Genomic DNA, 21,566 nt, shown 5'->3' on the forward strand with positions numbered 1-21,566 from the left:
GAATGCCTGGTGACCGAACCGAATTTGATCGAAGCAGCCGCCGAAGAGGCAGTCACCCTCACCAGTGAACTGATCCGCATCGACACGACCAACACGGGTGACCCGGACACGCTCGTCGGGGAACGGGCCGCGGCGGAGTACGTCGCCGAGAAGCTCACCGACGCGGGCTACGAGATCACCTATGTCGAGTCCGGTGGCAAGAACCGGCACAACGTGATCGTCCGGCTGCCGGGCGCGGACCCGTCGCGTGGCGCGCTGCTGATCCACGGTCATCTCGACGCCGTTCCCGCCGACGCCTCGGAGTGGTCGGTCCACCCGTTCTCCGGCGCCATCCAGGACGACTACGTCTGGGGCCGCGGCGCCGTCGACATGAAGGACATGTGCGGGATGGCGCTCGCGCTGGCTTGCCACTACAAGATCAACGGCATCGTTCCGCCGCGTGATCTCGTCTTCGCGTTCCTCGCCGATGAAGAAGCGGGCGGCAAGTACGGCGCGCAGTGGCTGGTCGAGAACCGGCCCGAGCTGTTCGAGGGCGTCACCGAGGCGATCAGCGAGGTCGGCGGCTTCTCGATCACGCTGAAGGACAATGTCCGCGCGTACCTCATCGAGACGGCCGAAAAGGGCATCCGCTGGATGAAGCTGCGGGTGCGCGGCACCGCCGGACACGGCTCGATGATCCACCGCGACAACGCCGTCACCAAGCTGTCCGAGGCCGTCGCCAGGCTCGGCAACCACCGCTTCCCGCTGGTCATGACCGACTCCGTCCGCGAATTCCTGGACGGCGTCACCGAGATCACCGGCTGGGACTTCCCCGAGGACGACATCGAGGGTTCCGTCGCCAAACTCGGCAACATCTCCCGGATGATCGGCGCGACCCTGCGCGACACGGCTAACCCGACGATGCTCACCGCGGGTTACAAGTCGAATGTCATCCCGTCCGTCGCGGAGGCTTCGGTCGATTGCCGGATCCTTCCCGGCCGCCTCGAGGCGTTCAACGCCGAGCTGGAGGAGATCCTCGGCCCGGACATCGAGAAGGAATGGATGGAGTTGCCGCCGGTGGAGACGACTTTCGACGGTGCCCTGGTCGACGCGATGACCAACGCGGTCCTCGCCGAAGACCCGGGCGCCCGCACGCTCCCGTACATGCTCTCCGGCGGCACCGACGCGAAGTCGTTCCAGTCGCTCGGGATCCGCAACTTCGGGTTCGCTCCTTTGCAGCTGCCCGCGGACCTGGACTTCTCGGCGCTGTTCCACGGGGTCGACGAGCGTGTCCCCGTCGACGCGCTGAAGTTCGGCGTGCGAGTGCTCGACCGCTTCCTCCGCTCGGCCTGATGCCCGGTCTGCTGGCCGCCGACGGGACACCCCTGCATTTCGAACGCTGGGGTGACCTATCGGCGCCGGTGACCGTGGTGCTCCTCCACGGGTACGCCCTGGACAGGCGGAGCTGGCGCGCCATCGCGCCGGTGCTGGCCGAGGCCGCGGAGGAACCGATCTCGGTGGTGGCCTACGACCATCGCGGCCACGGCGAATCCGGCGAGGTCCGGGCCGCGTCCGCGACGATGGGACAGCTCGCCGACGACCTGGCCGAGGTGCTGGACAAGGTGATCCCCGCCGGGCGGGTCGTCCTGGTCGGCCATGACATGGGTGGGCTCGCGATCCTGTCGCTCGCCCAGCGCCACCCGGACGTCTTCGCGGCGAGAGTGGCGGGAATCGGGCTGCTCGCCATGTCGGCGGGCGGGGTCACTCCGGACGCGATCTGGCCGAACGCTCTCGGGAAACTCGGCCGGGACCTGGAGATGGTCTTCGGGACGAAGTTGATCGGCCTGGTGCGGGAGCACACGAGCAAGGCGGTGACCGCCGGGCTGCGGTGGTGGCTCTTCGGGGACGACCCGGTGCCCGCCGACGTCGAACTGACGGTGCGGATGATCCGCGGCAACTGGCCGCAGACGGTGTCCGCGTTCCGCCCGGCGCTGGACGCCTACACCCGGGAATCGGCGTTGTCGCAGGTCGGAGCGGTGCCGGTGACGGCGATCGTGGGGGAGCGCGACAAGCTCGTGCCCGCGGCGGACGTCGAGGAACTGGCGGGCGCGGTGGAGAACGGGACGTCTGTGGTGCTGCCCGGTGTCGGGCACGTCGTCCCGCTCGAGGCGGCTCCGCAGGTGGTGCCCCGCCTTCTCGCGCTGGCGAACGAAGCTCGCCGACAAGGCTGACTGTCTTGACAAAATCTGTTTTCGGTGGCACCTTCGTGCCATGTTCTCCGTTGCGGTGATCGAGGACGCGGAAGCGGCCGAAGTGTCGCTGGATCCGGTCCGGGCCCGGCTGCTCGCCGAACTCGCCGAACCGGCGTCGGCCACGATGCTGGCCGCCCGAGTGGATCTGCCGAGGCAGAAGGTGAACTACCACCTTCGCGCGCTGGAGAAGCACGGGCTGGTGGAGCTCGTCGAGGAGCGGCGTAAGGGCAACGTCACCGAGCGAATGATGCGCGCGACGGCGTCGTCCTACGTCATCTCGCCGACGGCGCTTTCGGCCGTGCAGCCCGATCCGGCCCAGTCGCCGGACCGCCTGTCCGCGCGCTGGCTGCTCGCGGTGGCGGGCAGGCTGGTGCGCGACGTCGGCCTGCTGATCACCGGTGCGACCAAGGCGCGCAAACGGGTCGCGACCTTCGCGATCGACGGCGAGGTGCGGTTCTCCTCCGCCGCGGACAGGGCCGCGTTCGCCGAAGAGCTCACCGTCGCGATCACGAACCTGGTGAGCAAGTACCACGACGAAGGCGCCGAACAGGGCCGCGACCACCGGATCGTCGTCGCCGTCCACCCGAGCGTCCGCACCGAGCCCGAGGAGCGCTGAATGGGCCACGAATTCGAGATCACCGACCGCGTCGAAGTCGACGCGACGCCGGAACAGGTCTGGGACGCCATCGCGACCGGACCGGGGGTCACGTCATGGTTCATGGGGCGCAACGAGGTCGACGGAGGCGTCGGCGGCACCGTGAAGACCGCTTTCGGCGGCTACGAACCCACGTCGGCGATCACGTCGTGGGATCCGCTGGAACGGCTGGTCTACGGCACGGAACCCGGACCGGACGGGCGATTCGTCGCCTACGAGTTCCTTATCGAGGGCCGCTCCGGCGGCAGCACCGTGCTGAGGACCGTGACGAGCGGCTTCCTGCCCGGCGACGACTGGGAAGACGAATTCGAGGCGATGACCGCCGGTGGCGAGCTGTTCCTCCGCACCCTCGTCGAGTACCTCACCCGCTTCGCCGGCCAGAAGGCCGTGCCGGTGACGGTGTTCGGGCCGATGATCGGGGACTGGGACGGCGCATGGCTGACGCTGGGCCGGGAACTGGGCCTCGCCGGTCGACCGGAAACGGGGGACCGGGTTCGCCTCTCCGCCGACGCGGTGTCCACTGTGGACGGCGAGGTCTATTTCGCGAACGCGCAGACCGTCGGGATCCGGACCCCGGACGCGCTACTGAGGTTCGTCCGCGGGTTCGGCGGGCCGATGACCGCGATGCATCACCTGTTCGGCGACGTCGACTCCGCGGAACAGGACGCGCTCTGGGCTGGCTGGCTCGACCGGGTGTTCAGGTGATGATGCCGGGCAGGGGAGCGGCTGTGCGCTTGCGGCGCAACCACACCCTTCTCGTCCCGTCGGAGTAGAGCCGGACGGTCGAAAGCTCCCAGCCGGCGAACTCGGCGTGGATCGACAGCTGCGTCGCCGCCGCCCGCCGGGAAACACCGGGCGGAAGCTGCAGCCGCCGGTACTCCCAATCCCCTTCGACCACCGCCTCGTCCACCACTGTCATGGCGTGATCACCTGGATCCCTTCTCCGATGGCCGAGCCCACGACCACACGGCCGCCGTGGGCGTCGACGGTGACCGAATCCGGCTGCCGCACGGTGGGGAACCGGTGCTTCTCGATCGGCTCCCCGCCGCGGACGTCGAACCCGACGACCTCGTTGCGTTCGGTGAGCGTGACCCAGACGAGGCCACGGGTGCGGTCGTAGGCGATGCCGTACGCCCCGCCGGGAACGGGGTAGCGCTGGCGCAGCAGCAACGGCGTCGTAGAGAACGCCAGCAGCGCGCCCGCCCGCGCATCGGTGACGAAGACGCGTCCGAAATCGTCGGTGACGGCGTTGGCCGCTCCGTCGCCGGCGCGCAGGCCTTCGCCGATCTTGCCCTCGGTGAGGTCGACGGCGAACAAGGCGGTGCGCAGTTTGTCGAGCACGACCACGCCGTCACCGGTGTTCAGCACGTCGTCGGCGCTGTAGATCTGGCCGGTGATCGTCTTCGGTCCCGCGTTCTTCGACAGCACCTCCACGACCTTGCGGTCCCGGACCGAGACCAGCGTCGCGTCGCCGTCGGCGAGGCCGGCGGACGGCTGTCCCGCGACCGGGACCGTCTCCAGCGCGCCACCAGGCAGGGAGACCTTCGCCAGCAGGCTCTTGCCGGGAACGCTGGCAAGCACCTGCGAACCCGACACCGTGAGCCGCTCCGCCGGCCCGGGCAAGGCCACGGTCGTCTTCGGCGTGTCGAGGGCGGCGAGATCGTAGATGCGCAGCGAAGGCGGCTCCGAAACGGCGACGACCAGCGTCTTGCTCGCCTCGTCGGTCACCAGCGCCTTCACCCCCGGCACCGCGAAAACCGAACCGGCGGGCTTGATCGACACCGCGGGGGAGACCGCCGCGGTCACCGCGACGGGGTTCTGCACGATCTGCAAGGAGTCGTTCGGCGTGTCGTCCGTGCTACAGGACGACAGCACCAGGACACCGGCGAGCGGGATCGCGATCCGGGAAACGGCGGACAGCCGACCCACCTTGGTGCCTCCACCTGCTACTCGTCGAACGGACTTGTCCAGCATCCTCCAGGAACTCCACCACGTCACGTCCGCGTCACCCAACAGTCACCTAATCCACTCACTGAGACCTGTCCGCGGAGCTGGGACAGCTCCGCCGAATGGACCATACGCAGCTTGAACCCGTCCCTGCCGAAGGCCCCGCCATCGCGGTGGCAGGGCGCCCTGCCACCGCGGGACCACCAGAAGACACTGAGACGGCTCAGAGGCCGCGTTCCGGGTACCCGACCTCGATCGCGCTGACGTCGTCGAGCGCCGACCGGATGGCGGGCGGGAGCGTGATCTCCTCGGCCGTCAGCGAACCGGTCAGCTGACCGGTGTCACGGGCTCCGACCACGGGCGCGACCACTCCGGGCCGGTCGCGGACCCAGGCCAGCGCGACGGCCAGCGGCGAGGTCCCGAGGCCGTCCGCGGCCGTCGCGACCGCCTGCACGATCCGGGCCGCGCGATCGGTCCGGTGATGTTCGACATAGCCCGCGAAAACACTCGAAGCGCCGCGCGAATCGGCGGGTGTCCCGCTGCGGTACTTGCCGGTGAGCACACCCCGGCCGAGCGGCGCCCACGGGAGTATCCCGATGCCGTGATGCTCCGCGGCCGGGACGACCTCGCGATCGACGCCGCGTTCCAGCAGCGAGTACTCGACCTGCGTCGAGACCAGTGGGGCGACGGCGGAGCTGCGGGCCGCGGCGGTCGCCAGCTGCCACCCGCAGTAGTTGGAGACGCCGACATAGCGGGCCTTGCCGCTGGTCACGGCGTATTCGAGGGCGGCGAGGGTCTCGTCGACCGGCACCGTGGTGTCCCAGGCATGCAGCTGCCACAGGTCGATGTGGTCGGTGCCGAGCCGGCGCAGCGAGCCTTCGAGCGCGCTCAACAGGGCGCCGCGCGAAGCCCCGCCACCGAACGGGCCGTCGGTGCGGCGGGCGACGGCCTTGGTGGCGAGCACGATGTCGTCTCGCGGGACGAGGTCGCCGAGCAGGGCGCCGAGGACACGTTCGCTCTCGCCCTCGCCGTAGATGTCGGCGGTGTCGACCAGGGTGCCACCGGCGTCGACGAACGCGACCAGCTGGCCGGCCGCCTCCTCCGAGTCGGTGTCGCCACCCCACGTCATGGTCCCGAGGGCCATCCGCGAGACCCGAAGTCCCGACCGGCCGAGCTGTCGCTTTTCCACGACGGGCGAGCCTAGCCGGAAGGCAAGTTCGGGTCGCGGAGCAGGTGAGCGTGTCGTGATCGAGTACCACCAAGCGGGTCATCGCCGTGTCAACACCCTGAACGGAGGAGTGACACTCCGATGGATACATTCACGCCGTGCGACTCGGACTGAACTTGGGCTATTGGGGCGCGGGAAACGACGCGGCCAACCTGGCATTGGCGAAGAAGGCGGACGAACTGGACTACGCGGTCGTCTGGGCCGCGGAGGCGTACGGTTCGGACGCGCCGACAGTGCTCTCGTGGGTGGCGGCGCAGACCTCGCGGATCGACGTGGGCAGCGCCGTGCTGCAGATCCCGGCGCGGACACCGGCGATGACCGCGATGACCGCCGCGACCCTGGACACGCTTTCGGGTGGCCGGTTCCGCCTCGGCCTCGGTGTTTCCGGCCCGCAGGTCTCCGAAGGCTGGCACGGCGTGAAGTTCGCGTCGCCGCTCGGCCGCACCCGCGAATACGTCGAGATCGTCCGCAAGGCGCTGAGCCGCGACCGGGTCAGGTACGACGGCGACCACTTCCGGTTGCCTCTGCCCGGCGGGCCCGGCAAGGCGCTGAGCCTGACCGTGCACCCGGTGCGGGAAGAGATCCCGGTGTACCTGGCCGCCATCGGCCCGAAGAACCTCGAACTGACCGGTGAGATCGCGAACGGCTGGCTGCCGGTGTTCTACTCGCCCGAGCACGCCGGTGAGCAGCTGAAGCTGATCCAGGCCGGGGCGGAAAAGGCCGAGCGCTCCCTCGACGGCTTCGACGTCGTGCCCACTGTCCCGCTCGTGGTCGGTGACGACTGGAAGGCCTGCGCCGACGCGGTCCGCGGGTACGCGGCCCTGTACATCGGCGGGATGGGCAGCCGGGAGAAGAACTTCTACAACCAGCTCGCCTGCCGGATGGGCTTCGAGCGCGAAGCGGCCGACGTCCAGCAAAAGTACCTGGGCAAGGACTACGAAGGCGCCATGGCGGCCGTCCCGCTGGAGTTCATCGACGCGACGTCACTGCTGGGCCCCAAGGAGCGCATCGCCGAACGGATGCAGGCCTTCGCCGGATCCGGTGTCACGACGCTGACCGTCGCGCCCGCCATGCCGGATCCCGAGGGCTCCGCACGCGCTCTCGAGATCGCGGCCGAGGCGATCGAAACGGCCGGTGTCGCCTGATGGGATGGTTCGAAGCACTGGTCCTCGGTCTCGTCCAGGGCCTCACGGAGTTCCTGCCGATCTCCTCCAGCGCGCACCTGCGGATCACCGCGGCGCTCGCCGGCTGGGACGACCCGGGTGCCGCGTTCACCGCGGTGACCCAGATCGGCACCGAACTCGCGGTCATCCTCTACTTCTCGAGCAAGATCGGGAAGATCCTCCGGGCCTGGTTCTTCTCCATCTACAAGAAGGACTGGCGCCACGACCCCGACGCCCGGCTGGGCTGGCTGATCATCGTCGGCTCGCTGCCGATCGTGGTGCTGGGCCTGCTGCTGCAGGACGCCATCGACGAAACGTTCCGTGACCTGCGGATCACCGCGACCACGCTGATCGTGTTCGGCCTGATCCTCCTGGTGGCCGACCGCATCGGGAAGCAGCAGCGCACCCTCGACCACCTGACCGTGCCGCACGGCCTCGGCTTCGGGTTCGCACAGGCGCTGGCGCTGATCCCGGGTGTCTCCCGCTCCGGCGGCACCACCAGCGCCGGGCTGCTGCTCGGCTACACCCGCGCGGAGGCGGCGGAATACTCGTTCCTGCTGGCGCTGCCGGCGGTGTTCGGCTCGGGTCTGTACAAGCTGACCGACATCGGCAAGGACGGCGCCCCGGCGCAGTGGGGGCCGACGATCCTCGCGACGCTGGTCGCGTTCGGCGTCGGTTACGCCGTCATCGCCTGGCTGATGTCCTACATCAAGACCAAGAGCTTCGTGCCGTTCGTGATCTACCGGCTCGTGCTCGGTGTCCTGCTGTTCGTGCTCATCTTCGCCGGCGTCCTGGACCCCGGCGCGGGCCCGCACCTGTAACACCCACGCCATTCGGCGCCTGATTGCGATCCTTGCGCGTGCAATGACCGCAATCAGGTGCCGAATGGCGGGAGCGGGCAAAGCACGACACGTAGGGTGGGTCACGTGAGTACTGTGATCCTTCTGCGCCACGGCAAGTCCACGGCGAACGGTTCGGGTGTCCTGGCCGGGCGCACTCCCAAGGTCGGCCTGGACGACACCGGCCGGGCGCAGGCGGCCGCGCTCGTCGAGCGCCTGGCGCCGGTCCCGCTCGCCGAACTGGTGGTCTCGCCGATGCTCCGCTGCCGCCAGACGGTCGCGAAGCTGGCCGAAGCACGCGGTCTGGACAAGGTCAAAGAGCCCGGTTTGTCCGAAGTGGACTACGGCGAGTGGACCGGTCGCGCGCTCAAGGATCTGTTCAAGGAACCCCTGTGGCGGGTCGTGCAGGCGCATCCCTCGGCCGCGATCTTCCCCGGCGGTGAAGGGCTCGCCGAGATGCAGGCCCGGTCGGTCGCGGCCGTCCGCGCGCACGACGCCCGGATCACCGCGAAGCACGGCGAGAACGCGGTCTGGCTCTTATGCAGCCACGGCGATGTGATCAAGGCGATCCTCGCCGACGCGCTCGGTCAGCACCTCGACGCGTTCCAGCGGATCGTGGTCGACCCGGCGTCGGTTTCGGTCGTCCGGTACACCGAGACTCGTCCGTTCGTGTTGCGCGTCAACGACAACGGCGGCGACCTGGCCGGTATCGCCCCACCCGAACCCAAGGCCAAAGCCAAGCGCGGCAAGGGAAAACACAGCTCCGACGCGGTGGTGGGCGGTACCACCGGAGCGTGACCACGTCGTCGTCGGCGTCACCGCCACGGACGGCATCCACCGGCCCCTCACTGCCCGTAAGGTGGCCTGAACAGCAGATTCGACGACCCGGGAGCAACACCGATGATTTCGCAGGACAACCCGTTCGCCGCGCCGAGTGAGCTGCCCTACGCCCTTCCGCCGTTCGACCGGATCGCCGACGAACACTTCCTTCCCGCCTTCGAAGCGGGCCTGGCCGAGCACGCCGCCGAAATCGAGGAAATCGCCGACTCGGCCGAGCCTCCGACCTTCGAGAACACCATCGTCGCGCTCGAAAAGTCCGGCAGGCTGCTGTCCCGCGTCTCCAGCGTGTTCTTCAACCTCGCCGGGTCGAACGCGAATGAAGAGATCCAGCGTGTGCAGGCCGAGATGGCGCCGCGGCTGGCCGCGCACGCCGATGCCATCAGCCTGAACCCGGCGCTGTTCGCCCGGATCAACTCCCTGTACGAGCGCAGGGACGAACTCGGCCTCGACGCCGAGTCGCTTCGTCTGCTGGAGCGTCACCACACCGACGTGCGCCGCGCCGGCGCAGGGCTTCCCGAAGCCGACCAGAAGCGCCTGCGCGAGCTGAACGAGCAGATTTCGACGCTGTCGACCCGCTTCCAGCAGAACCTGCTCAAGGACACCAACGAACTGGCCGTGGTCGTCGACGACGTCGCGGAACTCGCGGGACTGGGCGAGGACGAGATCGCCACGGCCGCCGAAACGTCCGGCGAGGAGGGCAAGTACGTCCTCAAGCTGACCCTGCCGACAGCGCAGGCGGCGTTGGCCTCGCTGGAGGACCGCGCGCTGCGCGAGCGGATCTTCACCGCGTCGGTGTCCCGCGGCAACCGGGGCAACGAGTTCGATAACAACGAGGTCGTGGCCCAGCTGGTCCGCTTGCGTGCCGAGCGGGCCGCCGTGCTCGGCTTCCCCGATCACGCCTCGTACGTCATCGAGGACGAGACCGCGAAGACCGCTCAGGCCGCTGTGGGGCTCCTGGAACGTCTCGCGCCGGTCGCGGTCGCCAATGCCAAGGCGGAGGCCGAAGAACTGCAGCGTTACCTCGAAGCCGACATCCCCGGCGCGGTCCTGCGGCCGTGGGACTGGGCGTTCTACGCCGAACGCGTCCGCAAGGACCGGTTCGAGGTCGACACAGCGGCGCTGCGCCCGTACTTCGAGCTGAACCGGGTACTCACCGACGGCGTCTTTTTCGCCGCGTCCAAGCTCTACGGCCTGAGCTTCACCGAGCGGGAAGACCTGCCGAAGTACCACCCCGAGGTCCGGATCTTCGAGGTCTTCGACGCCGACGGCGCGGAACTCGGCCTGTTCCTGCTCGACTACTACGCCCGCGACTCGAAGCGCGGCGGCGCCTGGATGAACAACTTCGTCGACCAGACGAAACTCCTGGGCACCAAGACGGTCGTGGTGAACGTGCTCAACGTCGCCAAGCCGCCGTCGGGCGAGCCGACCCTGCTCACCTTCGACGAGGTCGTCACCGCGTTCCACGAGTTCGGGCACGCGCTGCACTCGCTGCTTTCCGACGTCGAGTACCCGATGTTCTCCGGCACGAACGTCCCGCGTGACTTCGTCGAATATCCCTCGCAGGTCAACGAGATGTGGATGCTCTGGCCCGAGGTACTGGCCAACTACGCCAAACACCACGTGACCGGTGAGCCGCTGCCGCAGGAGCAGATCGACAAACTCCTGGCATCCCAGCAGTACGGCGAAGGCTTCTCGACCACCGAGTACCTCGCGGCGTCCCTCCTCGACCAGGCATGGCACGCGCTGGGCACCGAGGACAACGTCGACGACGTCCAGCGGTTCGAGGCCGAGGCGCTGACCAAGGCCGGTGTCGCGCTGGAAGCCGTGCCGCCGCGCTACCGCACTACCTACTTCGCGCACATCTTCAGCGGCGGCTATAGCGCCGGTTACTACTCCTACATCTGGAGCGAGGTCCTCGACGCCGACACCGTGCAGTGGTTCCGCGAGAACGGCGGGCTCACCAGGGAGAACGGCGACCACTTCCGCCGAGAACTGCTCGGGCGGGGCGGCAGCGTCGACCCCATGGCCGCCTTCCGCGCGTTCCGCGGCCGTGACCCGGAGATCGAGCCGCTCTTGAAGCGGCGCGGCCTCGCGGGCGCCTGACCTCCTGACGGTTCCCTGCTCGCTGCCGATACCGCCGCACCGAAGGAATCCGCGACTCGAGCAAAGTGTATAACGATATATACCGCACCGCTCTTGTCGAATTCGCGCCCGGCAGGTGCGGGTGGACGGGGTGTCGGACGCCGGGTTTGAGTGGCACAGCCTTGATCAACGGAGGATGGGGGACGTTGAGTGTCCCGGATCTTCCGTTGATCAAGGTCCGGGACGGGACCACCTCGCGTCTATGAAGGAATCGGGACGTCGAGTGTCCTAATTCCTTCATCAACGATCCCAATACCCGCTGGGACGGCCGGCCCCCTAGGCCAGTCCAGAACAACGCGGCGAAGGACTCTCTGTCCACCGTGAAGCCGGCGAAGAAGGCCTTCACGACAGGAGACTCGGTCACGACACGGTTGCCTTACCCCTCAATAACCCCGGCGTCCCGCCCGCGCGAGGATGTCGGCGCCCGCCGGGTCCGCCTGGACGGCCTCGTCGAAACTCTCCTTGGGCAGCACGGTGTTCCCGGCCACGGTCACCGTCTCGGGCGCCGTGTCGTAGCCGTCGGGCCGGACGTCCCAGAAGTTGCCCACGAAGGCGACGTTCTCCAGCGGTGGGCCGACTTGGAGCACGATCGGGGTGTCGGCCCGACAGATGATGTTGCCGAGGACGGTGATCCACGCCGCGCCGTAGTCGGTGTAGAGGCCGAAGTTGTATGAGGTCAGGACGTCGCGGATCACGTTGCCACGGACCATCGCCCCGCCGGCGAACGATGCACCCTGTGGTGCCGAGAGGTAGATCCCACCGCCGTCCATCAGCTTCCCCAGGCTGCGCTCGACGAGGTTCGAGAGCACTTGGGTGTTCTTGGCCCGCTCGCCACCGGTGATCACGATGCCGTTGTGCGGGACGTCGTGGATCTCGTTGTGTGCCACGGCGGTCTCTTCGGACTCGATGACGAGGACGGCGGGAGAGCCGCGGTACTCGGTGCCGATGTGGTGGACGAGGTTGTCCTCGATCAAGATCCGGGTGCCCGCGTGGACGGCGATCCCGCTGCCCGAGATCTCGTCGAAGACGTTCGCCCGGATCGCGACGTCGGTGCCGCCTTCGATCAGGAGCGCTCCCGCGCCGAGACGGGTGAAGTGGTTGCCTTCGACGGTGACCCGGCTGACCGACGTGAGGCTGACGTTGGCGGGCAATTGGACCGGCTCCGCCGGTACATGGACGTACCCCACGTCCGCGCCGAGGTCGACCTTCTGGAAGTCGCCCCGCTCGTAACGTGCGTTGCCGTGATAGTGCAGATAGCCGCCGGTGCGGGTGGGTCCGGACCAGGCCGCGTCGGTGAAGGTGAAGCCGCGCAGCACGAGGTCGTGCACACCCCGTCCACTGACGAGCGTTTCGAGCACCGGAACGACGATGCCGGTCTTGTCGATCTCCTCGCCAGGCCGCGGGCGGTAGTGCAGGATGTGGCCGTCCCGATCGGTGCGGCTGACGGCGAAGGTTCCCGGTTCGGTCAGGAAGGCCACGTTGTTCTCGAGGACGGAGGGGGCGGCGAGACCGTCCCAGGTGCCGTCTCCGCCGGCGCCGTACCACTTGGAGTCGTAGAGGGATTTGGCATGGTCGAACGCGGGCTGAGCCATGGTGATGGTGGTCGAGGAGGCGTCACCGGAGATCGACGTGACCGCGAGCCGGGCTTCGGACCACGGGTAGACACCGGGGTAGACGAACTCCAGGCCGGACGGATCCGGCCACGATTGGGGCTCCACACTGTCCGTGACGTAACCCGTGCCTGTTTTCGTCACGATTCCCGGAAGTCCGGCCGTGTGTGCCGCCCGTGCGGCGGGTCGGCCGTCGACGGTGAGCCGTCGCGGTAGCAGGTCGCCGATCGGCGCCGTCCAGCCGCAGTCGTCGCCCGACGTCCAGCCGGTGATCTCGCGGCCACCGCTCAGCTCGACCTTCGCTTGGTCAGGTGTTCCGTAGCCGTGTGCCTGGTAGAGCACTCGGAAACCGTTCATGCCGGAATCGCCCGCCGCGTCGTCGAAAGCGAGAGGTTCTTCGAGGTGGTGGACGCCTGCCGTGAAGTTGACGATGACGTCACCGGTCATTTCGGCGGTGACGGCGCGGACGGCCTTCTGTGCCGCTTTCGGCGTGGCGAAGGGCTTGTCGGCGGTGCCAGGCCAGTCGTCTCTGCCGTCGGGGGATACGAAGAACCTGATTTCGGGCATGCTGAAGCGCTCCTGTGGATGTATATGGGATATACTTAGGTTTATCAGCTAAACACGAGCGAGCGACGAGCGTCAAGGGAGCAGTGGGTGGCGGAAGACGACGCGCAGCCGGATCCGGAGCGTGCGATCGAGCTGCTGTGGGGGACACCGGAGCCGGAGCGACCCGGACTGAGCCTTGGCCGGATCGTCGCGGCGGCCGTCGAAGTGGCGGACGTCGAAGGGCTCGCCGCTCTGTCGATGCGGAAGGTCGCCGAACGGTTCGGCACCACCACCATGTCGCTCTACCGGTACGTCCCCGGCAAGGCGGAGCTGGTGGAGCTCATGCGTGACGCCGTGTATGGCGAGTTTCCAATGGAACCTTCGGACGGGCTCGGTTGGCGAGCGGGCCTCGAGCGCTGGGCGCGGCGGGCATGGGAGATGCACCGCCGGCACCCGTGGCTGGTCCACAGTGCCGGAACCCGCCGCCTGCCGGGGCCGAACATCATGGCCGGATACGACCATGCGCTGGACGTGGCTTCTCGAAGCGGTCTGGCGCCGGCGCAGGTGATCGCGGTGGTGAACCTGGTGGGCGGATTCGTCGAGTCGGCCGCGCGTCAGGCGGGGGAGACCGCGGAACTTCAGCGGCGTACAGGTGTGTCCCATGAGCGCTGGTGGAGTGAACGTGAGTCTCTCTTCGAGCGCATGGACGGCTATCCGGCGCTGGAAAGGCTGTGGAAGAGCGGGGGAATGGACGCGCCGCTCGACCCCTTCGAATTCGGGCTGCAGCGCACGCTCGACGGAGTCCAGACGCTCGTCGAAAGCCAGGGGAGTGAGGTAATTCGTGACGAAACTGGGGGAGGGGAGTGCGCCATCTGTGGCAAGCCGCTGGACGGGGGAGGACGAGGCCGGCCTCGGGACTACTGCTCGCGAGCTTGCCAGCAGCGCGCCTATCGCCGACGTCAGGCTCATTCGGACTGACTCGGTCGATCAAAGTGTATAACGCCCTATACACATGGGCGACATACAAAATTAAGTTCAACTAATAAATAAAGACCTGCATAGAGTGTCGGGGGTCTGACTAAGGTTGCTCGGTGATCACCGAAGTCTTGCTTGAGCAGGTCGAAGAGGACGTCCGGGCGCCGGTGCTCTTCAAGGGTTTTCTGGAACCCGGAGCGCAGGCCGCCCAGGCGCTGCTCGTGCTGGGGAAGGTCGCCCGTACGAGGTTCTGGATGCCGCCGTCCATGGTGAACCGGCTCATCGCCGAGTCCGATCCGGTGTTCACCGCGGACCGGACCACGCTGCGCGCGGAAGCCTTTTCGCCGTGCTGCGGTCTTTACGCCAGGCTCGATCTGCTGGACGTGGGAGAACTCGGCGAAGGATGTACGAACGTCGATCTGTCCGGCGCGACGCGGAGCGTCCTCGGCGGGGTCGTGGCCCAAGATCCGTTGCACCTGACCGTTCGTGGCGAGGGAATCCGCGTCCGTACTCTCGACGGGCAGAACGACGAGTCCCTGGTTCCGCTGCCGGATCGCTGGGTGGCGGGGTTCGCCGAGGTCGCCGCTGTCACGGCGGGCGCGGTGCAGAAGGCGGAGCTGGACAAGCCGGAGACACGGAACTTCCTGCGGAGGCTCCCCACCGCTGTCGGCAGGTCGTGGGCCGTGGCGTCGGGCCGTGGGCTCCGGTTGACGTCACGGCAGGGGCGGGACTCGATCCCGGCGACCGGTCTGCATCGGCTGCGGGTGATCGAGCCGCTCATCCGGTTCGCCCAGGGGCTGACCGTCCACACGCGACCGGACAGCGAGGTCGCGACGTGGGTGCTCCGGCTGGAACGAGCGCGACTCGTCGTCACACTATCCCCGGAGCCTTCCCGTGGCTTTTCGGGAGAAGGCGGCTGGCTGAACGCACTGGCGGCGGGTCTCGAAGCGCCGGAGCTCGTCGCGGGTCGAGCCGGCCACGACGTCGTCGACGGCACGTGGTTCCCGCGTGAGCTCCCGAGCGGGAATGCTCCTGCGAACGGACGGCTGGCGAAGGCCCGCGAGCTCGTCACCGCCGGAGCCGTCCGGTTGCTGCCCGACGGTGGCTACGAGATCACGCGTGCCGGCTCGGTGCAGCGCGTCCGGCTTTCGCCGGCCGGGTGCACGTGTGCGTGGTGGGCCAAGCATCAGGAGAACCGAGGGCCGTGTTCGCACGTGCTGGCCGCCCGGATGTCAGCGGCTGAGTCGTGACGCCGCCTTCGCAGCTTTCGAACTGCCCTTGAAACCTGCCAGCCATTCCTCGGTCGCGTCGCTGATCGTGCCCGCTCCACGTTCCACGAGGTCCGCGGCGAGTTCCAGCAGTGCGAAGATCCCCCGGTGGGAGGGCTCCAGCTTCGGCAGCAAAGTGTCCAGCGTGGACAGAACGGCTACCGGGTGTTCGTTCGCGATCACCGAGAGCCGGGGGGTCAGCCGCGTGGTGATGAGGAGCGGGCCGAGTACTCCCAGCGCCGCGCCGAGTGCGCGGGGGCCGAGCATCCGGCGGTCCAGAAGGGTCAGCGCGGCGTCCGTGCCCAGCTGGACGGCGGCGGGACGTTTCAGCGCGAGGGTGGTGGCGATGAGCATCGTGCCGGGGAAGCCCGGGATCGAGGGGCTGTCCAGGAACGGGGGCAGTGCGGCCTTCTCCACGGGATACCCGGATTCGATGTCGTTGAAGAAGAGGTTTCCGGCGACCGAGGCTTCCAGAGCATCACGGTCGTACGGCGAGGAGACCGCTTCGTGGCATTCGGTGAAGCCGAGCCACTCGGGAGCCGGGCCGTCGAAAAGCACGCCCAGCCAGGGAGCTTTCGGCGAGACTGCTTCCGGGGTTTGTTCGATGCCCAGTGAGGTCGCGCCGTAGTCGTTGGGGCCGACTTTCGCCGTCCAGGTGATCCGCGGTCCGGGTTCACCGCGTAGCGCGGCGGCGGGATCGGCTGATTCGGGGTATCGGGCACGGGCGGCGGCGAGGGCGACCCAGCCGGTTTGTTCGATGGCAGGTCCGCCGAGGGCGTAGCGAATGCTGCCGGCATACGGCCCGGTGAGTTCCGAGGCGAGAGCGAGGGCTTCGGGCCTTGTGTCCGGCGCGAGCCGGAGCAGCGCGTCGACGACGTCGTCCTCTGCCGCGTCGGGGTGTTCGAGCATGCGGGAGACGAAGACGACGGGGTCGAGCCAGCCGCCTTGGTGGGTGGCGGCGGAGACGGGAACGGCAGTGCCTTCGAGCAGGGTGGTGATCCGGTGGTGGAGCGGGCGGCGCCAGCCGTCGACCTGCGGTGGGTGGACCACGTCTCTGCCGGTGAGGCCGAGGACGAGGGTGGCGATCATCTTCGGTACGGCCGCGCTGTACTTCTGGTCGGCGATCCTGGCGGCGCGTTTCACCAGCGGTTTGAGTGCGTCCTGGAGTTCGCCCGCGACGCGGTGAGCGCCGTCGAGGGCGGCCAGGAGGAGGTCGGCCTGGTCGGGGTCGGCGAGCAGCGAGGAGAGGGCTTCCGCGACCGCGGCCGGGGTGTCGGGTATTTCGAGTGGGATGGTCAGCGTCTTGCGCTGGTCCCACGGCGGTCGCTCGGGTTCCGGGTATTCGGTGGTTTCGATGACGGGTGCCTCGTGCGGGGTGACGCCGAGCCGGGCGGTGGCGAGGGCGCGGACGTCAGAGGCTTCGTGGGTGAGTGCCGCTTCGAAGACTTCGTCGGCGAGGTGGGTGAGTTCGGGTCGCCGGTCGGCGATGCGGCCGGCGAGTTTGAGCGCGAGTTTCGCGGTGGCGGCGCCGCGTCCGGCCGCTGCGGCGGGGAGGTGCTGGAGAGCGATTTCGTCGTCAAGCGTGCCTTGTTTGTCCACAAGGGACAGTGCTTTGACGGCGAAGGAGACGGTTCGCGGGAGGCCGCTTCCGCACAGCCTGGCATAGCGGTGCTGTGCCGCCGTGCGCTCGTCCGGGGTGGGGGCGAGCGCTTCGTGGAGTGCCGCGTACCACTGGGCGCGGAAGGCGGCGAAGTCGCGGGCGAGGATGTCGAGGGTGAGGTCGAGCAGCCTGGCGCGGTCGACTTCGCCGGTTTCGGTCAGTTCGAGCAGCGCGGTGGACCACTTGTCCTCGTCGCGGACGTACTTGTCGAAGGCGGCGAAACTGGCGTCGCCATTGCCTTCGATCGCGAGCAGTTCCCAGAGTTCGGTGAGTGCTTCGGGTTCGGTTCGGAGCCGTTCGGCCAGGGGTTTCCCGCCGAAGCGTCCGGCCCAGCGGAACCAGCCCGCGTGGTATTCCGGTGTCCGGATGGGTTCGAGGTCGCCGTCGAGGATCATGCGGCGGATGGCTTCCCAGGCGGTCTGGTGACCGATCTTGCGGAGGGCGATCGTCTTGCGTTCGGCGAGTGACCGGTCTTGCAGGACGCGTTCGAGGATCGTGGGTGAGGCGATCCAGAGTCTGCGGAGCAAGGGGTCGCCGGCGGGGAGGACGGCCCAGAGGGCGGTCGCGGCCTGCTGGCCCCTGAGCGGGTTCCGGGCGCCGTAGGTGTTGGGTTCGATCTCGATGAACTCGCTGCTGTCCTTGAAAGCGGCGATGAGTTCGGGGAGGAGGGCTTTCCGCTCGGCGCGGGAGAGTTCGAGGGTCCGGGTGAGGACTTCCGAGGGTTGGCCGGTGAGGAGCGCGTTCAGCTGCACGAGTCCATTGTGTCGTGAGTGGTGAGGACGGTTCTAACCGTCCTCACCACTCACGAGGTCAGGGGACGAGGGATTACGGCAGGAACGTGACCGGATCGACGCGGCGATCGGTGAGCTGGAGACCACCCGCGACGACATGTATGACGAAGGCGGCCGCGTCCCGGGGGACACGGCCGCCTTCGCGAGGTGGTTCAGGCTCAGATGAGGCCGAGCTTCTTCACCGCGTCGCGCTCTTCGGCCAGCTCGTTGACCGAAGCGTCGATGCGGGCGCGCGAGAAGTCGTCGATCTCCAGGCCCTGGACGATCTTGTACTCACCGTTCGCGGCGGTGACCGGGAACGAGGAGATCAGGCCCTCCGGGACACCGTAGGAGCCGTCGGACACGACCGCCGCCGAGGTCCAGTCACCCTCCGGGGTGCCGTTGACCCAGGTGTGGACGTGGTCGATCGCCGCGGAGGCGGCCGACGCCGCGGAGGACAGGCCGCGGGCCTCGATGATCGCCGCGCCGCGCTTGGCGACGGTCGGGATGAAGTCGTCGGTGAGCCATGCCTGGTCGGTGATGACCTCGGTCGCGGCCTTGCCGGACACCTCGGCGTGCGCGATCGACGGGTACTGGGTCGCGGAGTGGTTGCCCCAGATCGCGACCTTCTTCAGCTCGGTCACCGGTACGCCCAGCTTCTTCGACAGCTGCGCGAGAGCGCGGTTGTGGTCCAGGCGGGTCATGGCGGTGAAGCGGTCGGCCGGGACGTCGGGCGCGTGCGCCTGCGCGATGAGGGCGTTGGTGTTGGCCGGGTTGCCGACCACGAGGACCTTGATGTCGCTCGCCGCGCCGGCGTTGATGGCCTCACCCTGCGGCTTGAAGATGCCACCGTTGGCCTCGAGCAGGTCACCGCGCTCCATGCCCTTCGCGCGGGGACGGGCGCCGACCAGCAGGGCGACGTTGGCGCCCTCGAAGGCCTGCTTCGCGTCATCGAAGATGTCGATGCCCGACAGCAGCGGGAACGCGCCGTCTTCGAGTTCCATCGCGGTGCCCTCAGCCGCCTTGACCGCCTGCGGGATCTCCAGGAGCCGCAGCTTCACCGGGGTGTCCGGGCCGAGCAGCTGACCGGACGCGATGCGGAAGAGCAGCGCGTAGCCGATCTGGCCGGCCGCACCGGTGACGGTGACGTTGACAGGGGCTTGGGTCATTGCGGTTCTCCAGCTTGAGGCGACATCGACTTTGTACCGCGATGCTAGTCCTGTCCCGAGTCGCCGTTCGGGTGCGTCCAGTCACTGTTTTCTTGATCGATGCCGACGGCGGTCACGTTCGCGGCGAGTCGCGAGAGCGGCGCGGCCAGCGTCGTGATCTCTTCGTCACTGAATCCGGCGCGGATCCGTTTGTCCTGCGCGATCGCCGCCTTCGCCGGCCGGTGGAAGACCGTTTCGCCCTCGCCGGTGAGTTCGACGACCTGCACCCGCGGGTTGTCCGGGGCACGCCGCCGGGTGATCGATCCCACGCTCTCTGTGGCGTTCAGGTGATGGGTGAGCGTGGCCACCTGGACGCCGATCGCAGCCGCGAGCTCCCGCTGGTTGGCCACGCACGACCTTCACACCGTACCGCCGTGACTACTGGTGCGCCTGGGGCCGCAGATGCCGTTCAGGTGTCCGTGAAGGCCTCCTTCCCTACCCTCAAGGTAGGCAAGGAGGCCTTCGCGGACCCGCCACTCGACACGACACCGTTGCCGGATCGAAGCGGACCCTGTGACTGGTCGCCGAGCAGGCCGGTGCGCCGAGTCTGCGTCCCAGGGATCCCGACGCGGTGGCCGTGCTCGGCGAAGCCGCGAGCCTGGTCGCCGCCTGAGCCGGTCTGTCTCTCCGGAATCATCAACGGTGAACTCGCGAAAGCACTTTTCATAGCGTGCCAACCGAATGGTGTTTTCCGGGTCTGATGGTCGGCTCATTCGACCCGGAAAACGGTTACAGACCATAAAATCATTTCATGAACCGATTACCGGGGCGGTTTCGTCCGATCGGCGGGCGGCATCGCGAAGATCATCTCGCTAACATGGGTCCGCCCAGTTCCCCGCCCCCCGTGTGGAAGTTTCGGGAAGGACCCCATGCTCAATGCAGTGATTGCCACCGTATCTCTTTTCTCGTCGATAATAACGCCGAACAGCATGTCGCCGCCGCCGGGACCGCCGCCCGACCGCGTCGTCATCGACGTGGTCACCGTCAACGGCTCCGGCTGTCCGCCGGGTTCGTCCGCGGTCGCCGTGGCCAGAGACAATAGTTCCTTCACGATCACCTACAGCGAATACACCGCTCAAGTCGGCGTCGGCGCGAAGCCCACCGACTTCAGGAAGAACTGTCAGCTGAACCTCAACATCCACGTACCGCAGGGGTTCACCTACGGTATCGCCAGCGCCGATTACCGCGGTTTCGCGTCGCTCGAATCCGGCGCCAAGGCGCTGCAGCGGGCGAACTACTACTTCCAGGGCAATTCGCCGACCGCGCAGGTGACCCATCCCGTCAACGGGCCGATTTCGGACAACTGGCAATTCCGTGACGAGGCCGAGGGTGGCGTCATCATCTACAAGCCGTGCGGCGAGGACCGGAATCTCAACGTGAACACGGAACTGAGGGTCGGTGCGGGTTCGTCGGATCCGAAGAAGACCACCAGTTTCATCACGATGGATTCGACCGACGGTGCGTTCAAGACCACCTACCACTTCTCGTGGAAGACCTGCCCGAAATCCTGACATCTCCTCCGGGGTGACGGCCTGCTTCCCGGTCCGGAAGAAGGCCGTCCCACCCATGCCTGGTCAGGGCCTTGGCCGCCCTGAACGAGGACTTCACCGCTCGTCGCCGCCCCGCGCGGCGGCGACGAGTCTTCTCGACGACCCCATTTTCGGCGGTCACCCCTGTGTCCGGTGACCGAAACCGTTTTCGTCCGATCGGTGGGCGGCCGGGGAAGATCGTCTCGCTGACATCGAATCCGCCCAGTTCCCGCCGTGTGGAAGCTTTGGGAAGGATCCCATGCTCAACGTGCTCGTTGCCGCCGCAACGCTTTTCTCCTCGGTCGTCGCGCCGAACGCCTGGGTGCCGCCTCCGTTGCCGGCCGACAAGATAGTCATCGACGTCGTGACGGTCAACGGAACCGGATGCAGACCGGGCACCGCGGCCATTTCCGTCTCACCGGACAACACCGCGTTCACCATCACCTACAGTGAGTACACGGCGCAGGTCGGCATCGGCGCGAAACCGACCGATCTGCGCAAGAACTGCCAGCTCAACCTCTATGTTCACGTGCCGCAGGGATTCACCTACGGCATCGCCGGCACCGATTACCGCGGATTCGCCTCGTTGGCCGCGGGAGCCACCGGGCTGGAACGAGCCAACTACTACTTCCAGGGCAATTCTCCGACGTCCTATGTGAACCACAGTCTCAAGGGCCCGGTCGAGGACAACTGGCAGTTCACCGACAATATCGAAGTCGGCGCCATCGTCTACAAACCCTGTGGTGAGGACCGGAACTTCAACATCAACACGGAACTGCGGGCCGCGGTCGGCACTTCCGATCCGAAGAAGACCACCAGCTTCGTCACCATGGACTCGACCGACGGTTCCATCAAGACCACCTACCACTTCTCCTGGAAAACCTGTCCCAAACCGAAGAACTGATCCCTGAAGTCTCGTGAGTGGTAAGGACGGTTCTAACCGTCCTTACCACTC

Annotated in this window: 19 protein-coding genes; 12 read left to right on the forward strand and 7 right to left on the reverse strand. The window is 67.7% G+C overall.

The annotated features are described in order from the left end of the window. Window positions 1-9 precede the first annotated feature (9 nt). From H074_RS08385 to H074_RS08400, 4 genes are read left to right on the forward strand one after another with little or no spacing between them, the layout of a single operon-like run. The gene (locus H074_RS08385) at window positions 10-1,332 is read left to right on the forward strand and encodes a M20/M25/M40 family metallo-hydrolase (RefSeq protein ID WP_007029598.1); all 1,323 of its coding nucleotides are present in this window, start codon (window positions 10-12) and stop codon (window positions 1,330-1,332) included. Beyond that, a complete protein-coding gene (locus tag H074_RS08390) occupies window positions 1,332-2,210 on the forward strand; it encodes an alpha/beta fold hydrolase (RefSeq protein WP_007029599.1) in 879 nt (292 codons plus the stop codon). The genes H074_RS08385 and H074_RS08390 overlap by 1 nt, the downstream gene beginning before the upstream one ends. Before the next feature lie 40 nt (window positions 2,211-2,250). Beyond that, window positions 2,251-2,847, forward strand: coding sequence for a winged helix-turn-helix domain-containing protein (locus tag H074_RS08395; protein WP_007029600.1), 597 nt, complete (start codon window positions 2,251-2,253; stop codon window positions 2,845-2,847). Next, window positions 2,848-3,591, forward strand: coding sequence for an SRPBCC family protein (locus H074_RS08400; RefSeq protein ID WP_007029601.1), 744 nt, complete (start codon window positions 2,848-2,850; stop codon window positions 3,589-3,591). Here H074_RS08400 and H074_RS08405 read toward each other — a convergent pair. The 3 genes from H074_RS08405 to H074_RS08415 form a co-directional block, all read right to left on the reverse strand. Beyond that, a complete protein-coding gene (locus tag H074_RS08405) occupies window positions 3,584-3,805 on the reverse strand; it encodes a DUF5703 family protein (RefSeq protein WP_007029602.1) in 222 nt (73 codons plus the stop codon). The genes H074_RS08400 and H074_RS08405 overlap by 8 nt on opposite strands. Beyond that, window positions 3,802-4,815 carry a YncE family protein gene (locus H074_RS08410; protein ID WP_007029603.1) on the reverse strand — a complete coding sequence of 338 codons (1,014 nt, stop codon included), beginning with the start codon at window positions 4,813-4,815 and terminating at the stop codon, window positions 3,802-3,804. Before H074_RS08410 ends, H074_RS08405 begins: the two co-directional genes overlap by 4 nt. A gap of 241 nt (window positions 4,816-5,056) precedes the next feature. Continuing rightward, window positions 5,057-6,022 carry an aldo/keto reductase gene (locus H074_RS08415; RefSeq protein WP_007029604.1) on the reverse strand — a complete coding sequence of 322 codons (966 nt, stop codon included), beginning with the start codon at window positions 6,020-6,022 and terminating at the stop codon, window positions 5,057-5,059. A 137-nt stretch (window positions 6,023-6,159) separates the two neighbouring features. Between H074_RS08415 and H074_RS08420 the strand changes: the two genes are divergently transcribed. From H074_RS08420 to H074_RS08435, 4 genes are all read left to right on the forward strand, one after another. After that, window positions 6,160-7,206 (forward strand): LLM class F420-dependent oxidoreductase, encoded by a 1,047-nt coding sequence (locus H074_RS08420; RefSeq protein ID WP_007029605.1) that lies wholly within the window; start codon window positions 6,160-6,162, stop codon window positions 7,204-7,206. Then, window positions 7,206-8,045 (forward strand): undecaprenyl-diphosphate phosphatase, encoded by an 840-nt coding sequence (locus tag H074_RS08425; RefSeq protein ID WP_007029606.1) that lies wholly within the window; start codon window positions 7,206-7,208, stop codon window positions 8,043-8,045. The genes H074_RS08420 and H074_RS08425 overlap by 1 nt, the downstream gene beginning before the upstream one ends. A gap of 105 nt (window positions 8,046-8,150) precedes the next feature. Next, entirely contained in the window at window positions 8,151-8,861 is a 711-nt protein-coding gene (locus H074_RS08430) for a histidine phosphatase family protein (protein ID WP_039921833.1), read from the forward strand. A gap of 102 nt (window positions 8,862-8,963) precedes the next feature. Further along, window positions 8,964-11,006 (forward strand): M3 family metallopeptidase, encoded by a 2,043-nt coding sequence (locus tag H074_RS08435; RefSeq protein ID WP_007029608.1) that lies wholly within the window; start codon window positions 8,964-8,966, stop codon window positions 11,004-11,006. A 422-nt stretch (window positions 11,007-11,428) separates the two neighbouring features. On the opposite strand, the gene H074_RS08440 is transcribed toward H074_RS08435, so the two are convergent. Beyond that, complete coding sequence (locus H074_RS08440; RefSeq protein ID WP_007029609.1) at window positions 11,429-13,222, reverse strand: right-handed parallel beta-helix repeat-containing protein; 1,794 nt, start codon at window positions 13,220-13,222, stop codon at window positions 11,429-11,431. Between the two features lie 87 nt (window positions 13,223-13,309). On the opposite strand from H074_RS08440, the gene H074_RS08445 reads away from it, so the two are divergent. Both H074_RS08445 and H074_RS08450 read left to right on the forward strand, forming a co-directional pair. Then, window positions 13,310-14,179, forward strand: coding sequence for a TetR/AcrR family transcriptional regulator (locus H074_RS08445; protein WP_007029610.1), 870 nt, complete (start codon window positions 13,310-13,312; stop codon window positions 14,177-14,179). Window positions 14,180-14,292: 113 nt separating this feature from the next. Then, a complete protein-coding gene (locus H074_RS08450) occupies window positions 14,293-15,426 on the forward strand; it encodes an SWIM zinc finger family protein (protein ID WP_007029611.1) in 1,134 nt (377 codons plus the stop codon). On the opposite strand, the gene H074_RS08455 is transcribed toward H074_RS08450, so the two are convergent. The 3 genes from H074_RS08455 to H074_RS08465 all read right to left on the reverse strand — a co-directional run bounded on the left by H074_RS08455 (window position 15,409) and on the right by H074_RS08465 (window position 19,432). Continuing rightward, window positions 15,409-17,856: a DUF6493 family protein gene (locus H074_RS08455; protein ID WP_007029612.1), complete on the reverse strand. Its 2,448-nt coding sequence runs from the start codon at window positions 17,854-17,856 to the stop codon at window positions 15,409-15,411. The two genes, H074_RS08450 and H074_RS08455, sit on opposite strands and share 18 nt — an antisense overlap. 197 nt (window positions 17,857-18,053) lie before the next feature. Then, entirely contained in the window at window positions 18,054-19,043 is a 990-nt protein-coding gene (locus tag H074_RS08460; RefSeq protein ID WP_007029613.1) for a malate dehydrogenase, read from the reverse strand. Window positions 19,044-19,087: 44 nt separating this feature from the next. After that, entirely contained in the window at window positions 19,088-19,432 is a 345-nt protein-coding gene (locus H074_RS08465; protein WP_007029614.1) for a MarR family winged helix-turn-helix transcriptional regulator, read from the reverse strand. A gap of 519 nt (window positions 19,433-19,951) precedes the next feature. Between H074_RS08465 and H074_RS08475 the strand changes: the two genes are divergently transcribed. Both H074_RS08475 and H074_RS08480 read left to right on the forward strand, forming a co-directional pair. Further along, window positions 19,952-20,593 carry a DUF4360 domain-containing protein gene (locus H074_RS08475; protein WP_039921838.1) on the forward strand — a complete coding sequence of 214 codons (642 nt, stop codon included), beginning with the start codon at window positions 19,952-19,954 and terminating at the stop codon, window positions 20,591-20,593. A gap of 277 nt (window positions 20,594-20,870) precedes the next feature. Further along, window positions 20,871-21,515, forward strand: coding sequence for a DUF4360 domain-containing protein (locus H074_RS08480; RefSeq protein ID WP_007029617.1), 645 nt, complete (start codon window positions 20,871-20,873; stop codon window positions 21,513-21,515). Window positions 21,516-21,566 lie beyond the last annotated feature (51 nt).

The organism is Amycolatopsis decaplanina DSM 44594 (assembly GCF_000342005.1).
Taxonomy (GTDB): domain Bacteria; phylum Actinomycetota; class Actinomycetes; order Mycobacteriales; family Pseudonocardiaceae; genus Amycolatopsis; species Amycolatopsis decaplanina.

Bases quoted from the DNA above. Each gene is read 5' to 3' on its own strand.
- H074_RS08390 (WP_007029599.1), top strand. From the start codon at position 1,332: ATGCCCGGTCTGCTGGCCGCCGACGGGACACCCCTGCATTTCGAACGC.
- H074_RS08395 (WP_007029600.1), top strand. From the start codon at position 2,251: ATGTTCTCCGTTGCGGTGATCGAGGACGCGGAAGCGGCCGAAGTGTCG.
- H074_RS08400 (WP_007029601.1), top strand. From the start codon at position 2,848: ATGGGCCACGAATTCGAGATCACCGACCGCGTCGAAGTCGACGCGACG.
- H074_RS08405 (WP_007029602.1), bottom strand. From the start codon at position 3,805: ATGACAGTGGTGGACGAGGCGGTGGTCGAAGGGGATTGGGAGTACCGG.
- H074_RS08425 (WP_007029606.1), top strand. From the start codon at position 7,206: ATGGGATGGTTCGAAGCACTGGTCCTCGGTCTCGTCCAGGGCCTCACG.
- H074_RS08435 (WP_007029608.1), top strand. From the start codon at position 8,964: ATGATTTCGCAGGACAACCCGTTCGCCGCGCCGAGTGAGCTGCCCTAC.
- H074_RS08440 (WP_007029609.1), bottom strand. From the start codon at position 13,222: ATGCCCGAAATCAGGTTCTTCGTATCCCCCGACGGCAGAGACGACTGG.
- H074_RS08460 (WP_007029613.1), bottom strand. From the start codon at position 19,043: ATGACCCAAGCCCCTGTCAACGTCACCGTCACCGGTGCGGCCGGCCAG.
- H074_RS08475 (WP_039921838.1), top strand. From the start codon at position 19,952: ATGCTCAATGCAGTGATTGCCACCGTATCTCTTTTCTCGTCGATAATA.
- H074_RS08480 (WP_007029617.1), top strand. From the start codon at position 20,871: ATGCTCAACGTGCTCGTTGCCGCCGCAACGCTTTTCTCCTCGGTCGTC.